The organism is Nocardioides sp. NPDC047086, assembly GCF_040643685.1.
In the GTDB taxonomy this organism is placed as follows: Bacteria; Actinomycetota; Actinomycetes; order Propionibacteriales; family Nocardioidaceae; genus Nocardioides.
In genome coordinates this window covers 1-11,456 of record NZ_JBEYUV010000039.1, presented here as the reverse complement: position 1 = coordinate 11,456, position 11,456 = coordinate 1, and the positions used below count along the sequence as shown (strand labels likewise).

The following is an 11,456-nucleotide window of genomic DNA, read 5'->3' as shown; positions in this document are numbered from 1 at the left end:
CTGTTGGCGGCGCTCCCCCTCCTGCTCGCCCCGGTCGGCGCGACCCACGCGCTCGGGCTGGGCAGCATCTTCTCCGACGCCGAGGTCGAGGTCTCGATCGTCGAGCAGTCCAAGGACGGCGTGGTCCTCAGCGTCCACGGCACCGACTACAGCGGCAAGGATCCGGGCATCGAGATCGCGCTCAACCCGGTCGGCTACCGCGGATCAGGCACCAGGAGCACCTTCGTCAAGTCGGTCGTGATCAACCCCGGCGACCCCGACGACTGGACCTACGCGTTCACTCTCGACGCCGCACAGGTCGCCGAACTCGACGCCGGCACCGACTACCAGATCATGACGATGCGTGGCGGTGGGCGCGACCTCTACGACTCTGCCGATTCGCGGGCGGTGGGCGTCCCCTTCGACTTCGACGAGCTCGCCCAGCCCAGCAGCTCACCGACCCCGGCGGAGCCCTCGGACGACACCGGGTCCTCGGACGGCACCGGCTCAGGCTCAGGCTCGGGCACGGGCTCCGGCGGCGGTACGTCCTCGGGCCGGCCCGCAGGAGGAGACTCCGGAGCCGAGGCCGGTGCCGGGTCCGGCTCCGGCGAGAAGCCGAAGGAGAAGGCGTCCAAGAAGCCCTGGACCGCACCCGAGGAGCCGCCGACGGCCAAGGGGCTGAGCCTGACCGGGATCGACGACGCCTCGGTGGACGCCGAGGACGTGATCCACGCCCAGGCCTCCGGCTTCAAGCCTCACGAGAAGGGCATCAGGGTCGTCGTCTACTCGACCCCGCTGGTCCTCTCGACCAGCGTCAAGGCCAACGGGCACGGCGTCGCGAAGTGGTCCGGCCGGCTTCCCAAGGACATCGGCCTCGGCAAGCACACCCTCACCTTCCAGGGCTCGGTGAACCGCGGGATCTCCTTCGTCGTCACCGGCACCCCGAGCGACGGCGAGTGTGTCCAGAGCGGCTGCACCCCGCCGACAGCGGCCGTCAAGCGGACGGCGTCGGCCGACGAGGGCGGCGTCGGCCCGCTCACCTGGATCATCATCGCCTCGATGATCATCCTCGCCCTGGTGGCAGGTGCCGTCGCCCTGCTCTCCGGACGCCGCAAGCACGACCAGGAGTGGGACGAGCCCGGCTACGCCCAGGCGCCGCGGTATCCCGCGGACCCGCGACAGGCATCGGGGCCCTACCCGGCCCACCCTCGTCAGCAGCCCCAGTCCAGGCCCGAGCCGCCGCTCCCCCGCCGGCTGCCTGCGGACCAGGACCCGCTCCGGCGTCAGCCGGGTCCACGTCAGCCGGGTCCACGTCAGCCGGGTCCGCGTCAGCCCGGTCCCCGTCAGCCCGGTCCGCACCAGCCCGTTCCGCACCAGTCCGGGCCGCGTCAGCCGAGCCACCGTCAGCCGGGTCCCCAGCACCTGGAACCGCAGCACGCCGCTCCCCCGCAGCCCACCCACCGCCAACCGCGTCCGCCCGAGTCGTTCGCACCGCCGAGCCAGCGGGGCCACGGCTACGAGGGACAGCGGATCGCCGGACGCTGAGCGCGCTCAGCCGACCAGCGACTCACCTCGTCGGGCGGTCTCGGCCGCGACCGTCGGCCACAGCGTCTCCAGCGCCACCTCGAGCCCGGACAGGACCGGGTCGAGGTCGTCGCCGGGGAACGGCGCGGGCGCCTGCTGGCGTACGACCGCACAGAAGGCGGGGAGTTCTCCCTCCGCCTCGTGGCAGCGAACGGTCTCGGCGGACCCCTCGGTCCAGCCGTCGTAGCCGTCGGTGTCGCCCTTGGAGCAGGTGAGCGTCGTGGGGCACTTCTGCTTCCCGGCGGGCAGGTTCGGGGCGTGGACAGCGGTGACGGTGCCGCCGCCGGGGGTCGTGCCGACGACGCCGAAGGCGCCCTTGCCGTAGCCCGAGACGTCGGCCATCTCGAAGGAGTCGATGTCGGCGTACGCCTTGGTCTCGAGCAGCCCGGCCGCGATCGCGCCGGCGGTCAGCGCGACCTCGCCGGCGCCGTTGGCACCCTCCGTAGGGAAGCCGCTGACCTGCGCCTTCGTCATCTTCGTGGTCGTCTTGGTGCCGAGGCGCGGATCGGTGACCAGGGCGACGAGGTCGTCCACGCTCACCTGGAGATCGAGCTTGCGCGGGTCCTCGGTGATCTTCTCGCCGACATAGGCGGCCCGGCGCTCCTCTCCCCCGGCCTTGTGGGAGACCATCAGCTGGCCAGGAGTGCCGTCGTCGGTGGCCAGATCCCAGGCGACGGTGGCGGTGCCGGTCTCGGACTTCACCTCGACACAGCCCGACATCCCGTCCTGGCACCAGGTCGAGAGCAGGTCGTCGTCGACCGCTCCGGCCTTGACCTCGAGTGAGTGGTCGGCTCCCCACCGGAGCACGGTGCCGACCTCGTCCTGCTCGAAGTAGAGGTCGCCGCCCTCGAACGCCTCCGGCACGACACGTACGTGCTGGAGCGTGATCGCCGCCAGCGCCTCCGGGGTCGCGGGCCGGTTCCCCGGCTTCAGGTCTGCCGGGTCGATGCTCACCGACGGTGCGACCGTGGGCTCCTCGCCGGTCCCGTCGTCCGCCTCGCTCGCGCTGCTGCCGCAGCCGGCCAGCGTCCCGGCGAGCAGCAGAGTCGCCGCCAGCAGTGCCATCCCCCGATGTTCCATGAGGGGAATCTACGCCAGGTGCCGGGCGCTTTCGGTGAGGATTCGCAGCACGGTGCGCGCCCATCGCCAGTCGGCCCCGGCCAGGCCGCACGCGGGCGTCAGCACGATGTCGTACGCAGCATCCAGCCCGAGCATGTCGAGCCAGCGCTCCACGGTCTCGGTGACCGTCTTGTCGGTGGGCGTGGCGCCCGCCGGTGCGACGGACGGGACCACGCCGAGCGCTACCATGTCGCCGGCCTCCAGGGCGGTAGCCAGCTCGTCCTGATCGGCGGCGGTCAGCTGGGTCAGGTCGACGCTGATCCCCTTCGCCCCGGCCTTGCGCAGCAGGCCCAGCGGCGTCCCGGGCGCACATGAGTGCACCCACGGGGTCGCGCCCTCCTCGGCGATCCCGCCGAGCACCCACTCCAGCGACTGGGAGGCCTCGAGGAGGTCGATGCTGCGGTGCTTGCCGAACCCCGAGGCGGTCGGCACCTGGGCGTTGAGCACGGCGCTCAGCGCGGGCTCGTCGACCTGGACGACCAGGGTGTCCGCGCCGGGGAGGCGGCGACGTACGTCACGGATGTGGGTGCGTACGCCCTCGGCCAGCGCCTGCGCCAGATCCCGGCGGGCGCCGTGGTCGGCGAGCAGCTTGTCGCCGCGCGGCCGCTCGACGGTGGCGGCGAGGGTCCAGGGCCCGGCCACCTGGATCTTGAAGGCACCGCCGCCGGAGGTGAGCGCAGAGTCCTGGACCAGCTCCTCGACGGTGTCGAGGTCATGGGCGAGCAGGCTGCGGGCACGCCGGTGGTCGACCCCGGCGGAGCCGGAGGTGCCGGTCAGCCGCCAGCCCGCGGGCTGCAGGTCGGCGTCGAGACCGTCGAGGATCGCAAGCGCGCGGCCGGTCATGTTCGCGATCGCGCCACGCGCGGGCAGCTCGGGTAGGTGCGGCAAATCGGTGAGCTCGCCGAGCACGATGCGGCAGGCCTCGGCGTAGTCCTCACCAGGAAGCGACCCGACCCCGGTGGCCCTCACGCGAGAGCCACCCGGCGGGTCGCGGCGATGGTGACCGAGCCGACGACACGGGTGCCGTCGTAGATGACCGCGGCCTGGCCCGGCGCGATCCCGTAGGCCGGGTCGAGCAGCTCGATCTCGGATCCCTCGGGCGTCACGGTCACCCGAGCCCGGTGCTCCTCGCCGTGCGCGCGCAGCTGGACGGTGCCCTCGAGGACGCCCTCGGGCGCACGTCCGGCCCAGCGCGGCCGGATCCCGGAGAGCCCCTCGACGGCCAGGTGCTCGCGGGGCCCGACCGTGACGGTGCCGGAGACGGGCTCGATGTCGAGCACGAACCGAGGCTTCCCGTCGGGCGCGGGCTTGCCGAGACGGAGACCCTTGCGCTGCCCGATCGTGTAGGCGTACGTCCCCTGGTGCTCGCCCAGGACCTCACCGGTCTCGTCGACGATCGGTCCGGACTCGTTGGGGGCCCGGTCACCCAGCTTCTCGCGCAGCCAACCGGCGTTGTCGCCGTCGGCGACGAAGCAGATGTCGTGGGAGTCGGGCTTGTCGGCGACGAGCAGGCCGCGGCGGGCGGCCTCCTCGCGCACCAGCGGCTTGGGGGTGTCGCCGAGCGGGAACAGCGAGTGGCGCAGCTGGTCCTGGTCGAGCACCCCGAGCACGTAGGACTGGTCCTTGCCGCCATCGACGGCACGGTGCAGCTCGACCAGCCCGTCGGCGTCCTCACGGAGCGTCGCGTAGTGGCCGGTCGCGACGGCGTCGAAGCCGAGCGCGAGGGCTCGGTCCAGCACGGCGGCGAACTTGATCTTCTCGTTGCAGCGCAGGCAGGGGTTGGGGGTGCGCCCCTCGGCGTACTCCGACATGAAGTCCTCGACCACGTCCTCGTGGAAGCGGTCGGAGAGATCCCAGACGTAGAACGGGATCCCGATCACGTCGGCAGCGCGGCGGGCGTCGTTGGAGTCCTCGATGGTGCAGCAGCCGCGGGCGCCGGTGCGGTAGGAGGCCGGGTTGCGTGAGAGGGCGAGGTGGACGCCGGTGACGTCGTGGCCCGCCTCCTTCGCGCGAGCGGCGGCGACGGCGGAGTCCACTCCCCCGGACATGGCAGCGACGACTCTCATCAGCGCTGCAACCCTGCCGCGCGGCCGCGCTCGACGGCCGGACCGATCGCCGCGACGAGCCGGTCCACGTCCTCGGCGGTCGTGGTGTGCCCGAGCGAGAAGCGCAGCGAGGAGCGCGCCTGCTCGTCGGTCTGTCCCATGGCCAGGAGCACGTGAGAGGCCTGAGGTACGCCGGCCGAGCAGGCCGCACCGGTCGAGCACTCGACCCCGGCGGCGTCGAGCAGCATCAGCAGCGAGTCGCCCTCGCACCCGGGGAAGGCGATCTGGGCGTTGTTGGGAAGCCGGTGGCGGCCCAACGGCTCGAGAGCAGGTCCGTTGAGGTGAGAGTCCGGCACGGCGGCCAGCACCCGCTCGACCAGCCGGTCGCGCAGGGCGCCGACCTTGATCGCGTACGCCTCCTGCTCCTTGACCGCGAGCTCGACGGCCGCCGCGAAGCCGGCGATGGCGGCGGTCGCGTGGGTGCCGCTGCGTACGTCCCGCTCCTGGCCGCCGCCGTGGACGAGCGCGGTCAGCTCGAGCTCGCGGCGCACGACGAGCGCCCCGGCGCCCACCGGGCCGCCGAGCTTGTGGCCGGTCAGGGAGAGCGCGTCGACACCGCTGGTCGCGAAATCGACCGGCACCGCGCCGACCGCCTGGACGGCGTCGGTGTGGACCGGGATCCCGTGCTCGGCGGCGATCTCGGCGATCTCGGGGACCGGCTGCAGCGTGCCGACCTCGTTGTTGGCCCACATCACCGAGATCAGCGCGACCGAGGCGGGGTCGCGCTCGATGGCCTCCTTCATCGCGGCGAGGTCGATGCGACCGGTCGCGTCGCACGGGATCAGCTCGACCTGGGCGCCCTCGGTCGACTCCAGCCAGTGCAGCGGGTCGAGCACGGCGTGGTGCTCGACGGTGGAGGCCAGGATCCGGGTGCGCGCCGGGTCCTGGCCGCGGCGGGCCCAGAAGGCACCCTTGAGCGCGAGGTTGTCGGCCTCGGTGCCACCGGAGGTGAAGACGACCTCACCAGGCCGGGACCCGAGCGCCCCCGCGATCCGTTCGCGGGACTCCTCCAGCACTCGGCGGGCACGGCGACCCGATGCGTGCAGCGAGCTCGCGTTGCCGACCAGCGCCAGCTCCGCGGTCATCGCCTCGATCGCCGCCGAGGCCATGGGTGTGGTGGCGGCGTGGTCCAGATAGACGGTCCGGGGATTCATCGTCTACCAAGGGTACGGCGCACCCGGCCCACCCCACGAACCGCGGCCACTGCTCAGGCGGCGGCGATCGCGCATCCGATCAGCACCGTCCGGATGAGCTGCTCGGCGGCGCCCTCCACGAGCTCGTAGCCCTGCGCCACCGCGGCCGACAGCGGCATCGGGACGTTGAGGATCGAGGTGTACGAGCCGATCCCGACCTCGTGAACCTCGTCGGCGCCCTTGCCCACGCTGCCGGCCAGTGCGAGCACCGGCTTGCCCCGCAGCTTGGCCCGACGGGCGACCTCGGCCGGGATCTTGCCGCGCGGGGTCTGGAAGTCGATCGCGCCCTCGGCGGTGATCACCAGGTCCGCCTCGGCGATCAGCTCGTCGAGGTCGACGTGGTCGAACATCACCTCGAACCGCGGCAGCAGCGTGGCGCCGAGACCTCCGGCCAGCCCGGCGCCGAGCCCGCCGGAAGCACCGGTCCCGGCCCCGGTACGCAGGTCCTCGGGGCGACCTCGGTGACCAGCACGCTCGAGCACGCCGGCCCAGATGCCCAGCGCCCGGTCGAGCCGCTCGACCTGCGCCGGCGTCGCGCCCTTCTGCGGCCCGAACACCCGGGCCACGCCCTCGGCGCCGGTCAGGACGTTGTGCGGATTGCAGGCGACCAGGATCTCGATCCCGGCCAGCCGCGGATCGAGACCGTCGAGGTCGAGGACCGCCGCCCGCTCGAGCGCTGCTCCTCCTCGCCCCACCTCCAGCCCGGCGGCATCGAGGATCCGAGCGCCCAGCGCCTGGAGGGCACCGGCACCGCCGTCGCAGGTGCCCGAGTCGCCACAGCCGACCAGGATCCGCTCGGCACCCTCGTCCAGCGCGGCCAGGATCAGCTCGCCCACGCCGTACGTCGTCGTCACGGCCGGGTCGCGATGGCCGTACGGCACCAGTGAGAGCCCGGCGACGGCGGCCATCTCGACCACCGCGGTGCGGCGGCCGTCGCCGCCGAGGAGACCGACGTGGCTGGGCACAGGGTCACCGATCGGGCCGGTGGCGGCGACCGGCACGAGACGGCCGCCGGTGGCCGCCACGAGGGCCGCCGCGGAGCCCTCACCGCCGTCGACCAGCGGAGCCAGGTCGATCCGGGCGCCGGGGAGGGCGCGACGTACGCCTGCTCCGATCGCCTGGGCGACCTCGTCGGCCGAGAGACTCTCCTTGAAGCCGCTCGGTGCGATCAGGATGCGTTGCGGGACGGGGATGGTCATGACGTACTCCTCGGGGGTCGGGCGAACGGGTTGGGGTCAGGTGAGCGGGAGCCCGAGGTGCGGCCAGACCCACATGGCGAAGGCGAGCACCAGCACGGCATGCAGTGGCATCAGCACACGGGAGAGGCGGAGCAGGTCGCAGCGGTCGTAGGTGTCGGTGCCGTCGACCCGGGCGAAGACCGCCACCGGCTTGGCCGATGCCGGGAGGGTGTGGCAGAAACCGGCAGCGGCGGTCGAGGCGAAGGCGGCGGCAGCGGGCGCGAGTCCGGCCGCCGGGGCGAACGCCACCACGATCGGCACGAGCACCGAGGAGCGCGCCGAGCGGGACTGCACGACCAGGTGCATCAGCGTGGAGAGCACGACCACGACGGCGAGGAAGACGACCGGCGGAGCGGCGCTCAACGGCTCCAGCACCAAGCCCGCCAGCCAGGCAGCGGCGCCGGAGTCGACCAGCGCGGTGCCGAGCGCCAGCGTGGTGGCGAGGAAGACCAGCAGGCTCCAGGGCACCTCCCGGAGCGCCGGTCCGATCGCGATCAGGCCGTGCCGTGGAGCCGTGGCGGCGAGGGCACCGAGGAGCGCCACCACGGCCGGTGAGATGCCGTGCAGCGGCTCGCTGATCCACAGCGCGACGGTTGCGGCGACCACGACCAGCGCACGGATCTGGAGGGTCGTGAGCGGCCCGGTGAGCCCGTCGCCGGCGAAGTCCTCCGGCGCGATCCGGACCGCGGTCGACCGGTCCTCGGGCCGGGTGAACATCCACAGCACCAGCTCGGCGGCCAGATGGGAGGAGACCACGGCCAGTGGGAGCCCGAGCAGCATCCAGCCGACGTACCCGATGCCTGTGCCGGTCGCCGCCGCCAGCACCTGGCTGGTCAGCAGATGGGCACCGGCGCCGAGCAACGAACCGACCGCCGAGAGCAGGATGACGGTGGGGAAGAGCAGCGCCAGCGTCTTGACCAGCCGCTCCCTGGGCCCCAGGACGGCGGCGAGGGCGATGAAGACCGGCACGGCGAGCGCCGCCCTCGCGGAGGTGGACGGCACCACGTACGCCGTCAGGACCAGCCCCACGGTGAGCAGGTGCACCAGCTGGCGGGGGTTCCGGGCTCGTACGACCAGGGCCACCGCCGTCCGGGTGGCCAGCCCGGTGCCGGCGATGCCGGCGGCCATCACGAACGCGCCGAGCATCAGCCACACCAGCTCGCTGCCGAGGGCGGCGAAGAGACCTTCCGCCGGCAGCACCCCGGCCAGCACGAGCGCGAGGACTGCTGCCAGCGAGACATACGTGTCATCGAGCCCGCTCGCCATCCACGCCCACACCGCCGCACCGAAGACCACCAGGGTCAGCAGGGCCGGCACGCTGGGCGGGTCGGCGCTGCGGAAGCCCGCCTGCCAGGCGTACGTCCCCACCACCGCGACCACCACAGCGGCTCCGACGACCTGTGCGATGGCGCTCATCCGGACGACCCCTGACGTGCTTCTGCCCGGGACGTTCCCGAGGACACCGAGGACGATGGCGGGCGGTCGTGAGACCGTGATGATGAGCAGATGAGAGGACTCTCATCCGGTGGATCCCGGCGCTACCTGACGTTCACCTCAGATGTCTAGGTTCGTGCCATGTCCCAGGGATTCCGCGAATACATCGACAACCTGATCACCGAGGGTCACACGATCGGCGAGGATCACGACGACGATCCCGTGCTCCTGGACCCGGCCGGCAAGGCCGTCGACACCTGGCGCGAGAACTATCCCTACCCCGAGCGGATCGCCCGCGAGGTCTACGACGAGCAGAAGTACCTCCTCCAGGTCGAGCTGCTGAAGTTCCAGCGCTGGAACGACCGCGTCGGCGGCAAGCACGTGCTGATCTTCGAAGGCCGGGACGCGGCCGGCAAGGGCGGCACGATCAAGCGGTTCATGGAGCACCTCAACCCCCGCTACGCCCGCACCGTCGCGCTGTCCAAGCCGTCCGACCGCGAGTCGCAGCAGTGGTTCTTCCAGCGGTACGTCCAGCACCTCCCCACCGCCGGCGAGATGGTCCTCTTCGACCGGTCCTGGTACAACCGCGCCGGCGTCGAGCGCGTCATGGGCTTCGCCTCCGACGACCAGTACGAGCAGTTCATGCACCAGGTACCGCTCTTCGAGCAGATGCTCGTCGACTCCGGCATCACCCTCACGAAGTTCTGGTTCTCGGTGGGACGCTCGGAGCAGCGGACCCGCTTCATCATCCGCCAGATCGACCCGGTGCGGCAGTGGAAGCTCTCCCCGATCGACGTACAGTCGCTGGACAAGTGGGACTCCTACACCGCCGCCAAGGAGGAGATGTTCCGCCGCACCGACACCGACTGGGCACCCTGGACCACCATCCGCTCCAACGACAAGAAGCGCGCCCGCCTCAACGCGATGCGCTACTTCCTCGCCAACCACGACTACGACGAGAAGGACCCCGAAGTAGTCGGCACCCCCGACCCCCTCATCGTCCAGCGCGGCATCGAAGCCGTCGGCGACTGACTCCCGGCGGCGTCAGCCCGGCCACGGAATGCGCCTCAGATGCGCCTCGATGCTGGCGCCGAGCGCCCCGGTGTCGCCCTCCTCCAGCGGCAGAACCGACACGTACGCCGCGACGAACGCCTCGCGTACCTCGGCTGGCGTCGGACGCCAGTGGTGATAGCGCGTCCCGAGGAGGACCGCCGCCTTTGCGAGGTCGTCCACCCGGCGACGGTACGTGGCCTCCTCCAGGTCCAGGACCGCCGCGACCCTCCCCGCCGCCCAGAGGATGTTGGCCGACCTGAAGTCGTTGCCGACCAACTGGGTATCGGATGCCGGCGGCGGCGGTATGTCAGTGGGGATCGTCCCCGGGTAGTCGGCCATCGCGGCGTGCATCCGCGCCAGCATCTCGCCCGCCGCCCGGACCTGGACAGGGTCGGAGATGTCCAGTAGCTCACCGCCGATCACCTGCTGAAGCCCGACCGAGAACCCGTCCACCTCGACCTGCACCCTCGCGTCCCGCGCCGCCTGCGGCACCGAGACAGGAATCCCCCGCTCCCCCAGCCACACCGTGAGCTCCGCGATCGCCGCCAGGCGCGGGAACATTCGTGGCCACATCGACCACTTCGCGATCATCCGGCGCTCGCCAACCGTGATCCACGCCAGACAGTTGGCGTCGCTGATCACCAACTGTTCGAATGCGTCAACTCCCAGCCCCCAGTGCTCGGTCAGAACGCCGCTCAACCAGCCCGTCGCCTCGTCCGCGGAAGCGAATCCGAATCGCTCGGTCAGCGCAGCGTCTGGATCGGCCGACTCCCAGAGCATGCTGATCGGCGTCCTCACCTCTTGGGCCTCGGTCATGGGCCGCAGTCAAGCAGGTGGGGTGCTGGTCATTCGGGTGTCACGTGCTGATCGTTGCTTCTTGAGGCTGGTGGCCGACGACCCTGTCCTGGAGTGTGTTCTCGACGGTTCCCGGAGTCAAGGCGATGTATCGAGCTTGTCGAGATGACGGCCTGCGGCCGCCGGCTTCGCCGGCCGCCTTCGGCGATCCTGGACACCGGGCTCCGCCGAGAATCTTGGCTGGATATCGGGTCGGCGGCGGGGTTTGGCGCGAAATTCCTTGGGTTGGGTACGGGCTTGGGATCCGGGGCCGAGGCTCCCTGGAGGCTGCGGTGTTTGCGGTGCTTTTACAAGCCGATGACACCTTGTGAACGATTCACAAGCGCAGCAGTCAGCCCGGGCACCGAGGACCACCTCGGCAGGTTGGAAGGTGTTGCCTCAACCGGAGGCTGGCCTTGCTGGTCTCAGGCGTCCACCCGGGCGCGCCGACGGGCCGGGGCGACGGTTGGTGGGATACGCCGTTCCCCAGTGGCACCGCTAGATCCAGCACAAGCTCGATCAGCCCATCGCATCACTGGCCACGTCGGCGACTGGGCGGGAGTGGGCACAGCCACGACGGTGTCCGAGGAACCGATCAGCGAGCGACTCCGGTGGGCTCGCAGGAACACCGACACGGCGACGCGGGTCAGCCGGTCCGAACGGGCCTGGTTATCCGGTCAGCCGGATCGGGCACCCCGAGTGAACCGGATCCGCCCATCGGGGAGCCGCTCATAGGTGTAGTCGGCATCGTGGATGCGGCGATGATCACTGGGACACAGCAACACCATGTTCGCGAGGTTGGTGCGACCACCTTCGGACCAGGGTTTGAGGTGGTGGGCTTCGGTCCAGGCGGCGGGGGCGTCGCAGTCTTCGGCTTGGCAGCACTTGTCCCGGAGTCGCAGGGCTCGGTGTTGGAC

10 protein-coding genes are annotated in these 11,456 nt (G+C 71.5%); 2 read left to right on the top strand and 8 right to left on the bottom strand.

Going from position 1 to position 11,456, the window contains the following annotated elements:
- The first annotated feature begins 3 nt into the window (after positions 1–3).
- Positions 4–1,524: a hypothetical protein gene (locus ABZ796_RS22990; RefSeq protein WP_357340065.1), complete on the top strand. Its 1,521-nt coding sequence runs from the start codon at positions 4–6 to the stop codon at positions 1,522–1,524.
- 6 nt (positions 1,525–1,530) lie between these two features.
- On the opposite strand, the gene ABZ796_RS22985 is transcribed toward ABZ796_RS22990, so the two are convergent.
- From ABZ796_RS22985 to ABZ796_RS22960, 6 genes are read right to left on the bottom strand one after another with little or no spacing between them, the layout of a single operon-like run.
- Positions 1,531–2,643, bottom strand: coding sequence for a hypothetical protein (locus tag ABZ796_RS22985; protein ID WP_357340063.1), 1,113 nt, complete (start codon positions 2,641–2,643; stop codon positions 1,531–1,533).
- Positions 2,644–2,652: 9 nt separating this feature from the next.
- On the bottom strand, positions 2,653–3,651 hold the full coding sequence (locus tag ABZ796_RS22980; RefSeq protein WP_357340062.1) for a methionine synthase: 999 nt from the start codon (positions 3,649–3,651) through the stop codon (positions 2,653–2,655).
- Entirely contained in the window at positions 3,648–4,748 is a 1,101-nt protein-coding gene (gene mnmA, locus ABZ796_RS22975) for a tRNA 2-thiouridine(34) synthase MnmA (protein ID WP_357340061.1), read from the bottom strand. The genes ABZ796_RS22980 and mnmA overlap by 4 nt, the downstream gene beginning before the upstream one ends.
- Entirely contained in the window at positions 4,748–5,941 is a 1,194-nt protein-coding gene (locus ABZ796_RS22970; protein WP_357340060.1) for a cysteine desulfurase family protein, read from the bottom strand. Before ABZ796_RS22970 ends, mnmA begins: the two co-directional genes overlap by 1 nt.
- 53 nt (positions 5,942–5,994) lie before the next feature.
- Positions 5,995–7,179, bottom strand: a complete 1,185-nt coding sequence (locus ABZ796_RS22965) for a glycerate kinase (RefSeq protein WP_357340059.1) — start codon at positions 7,177–7,179, stop codon at positions 5,995–5,997.
- Positions 7,180–7,215: 36 nt separating this feature from the next.
- Positions 7,216–8,634, bottom strand: a complete 1,419-nt coding sequence (locus ABZ796_RS22960; protein ID WP_357340058.1) for an SLC13 family permease — start codon at positions 8,632–8,634, stop codon at positions 7,216–7,218.
- Positions 8,635–8,793: 159 nt separating this feature from the next.
- Between ABZ796_RS22960 and ppk2 the strand changes: the two genes are divergently transcribed.
- Positions 8,794–9,684, top strand: a complete 891-nt coding sequence (gene ppk2, locus ABZ796_RS22955) for a polyphosphate kinase 2 (protein WP_357340056.1) — start codon at positions 8,794–8,796, stop codon at positions 9,682–9,684.
- A gap of 12 nt (positions 9,685–9,696) precedes the next feature.
- Here the strand turns inward: ppk2 and ABZ796_RS22950 are convergent, their stop codons facing one another.
- Positions 9,697–10,521: a phosphotransferase gene (locus ABZ796_RS22950; RefSeq protein ID WP_357340054.1), complete on the bottom strand. Its 825-nt coding sequence runs from the start codon at positions 10,519–10,521 to the stop codon at positions 9,697–9,699.
- A 695-nt stretch (positions 10,522–11,216) separates the two neighbouring features.
- Positions 11,217–11,456: HNH endonuclease signature motif containing protein (locus tag ABZ796_RS22945; RefSeq protein WP_357340053.1), on the bottom strand; the 240-nt coding region annotated here is incomplete at its 5' end.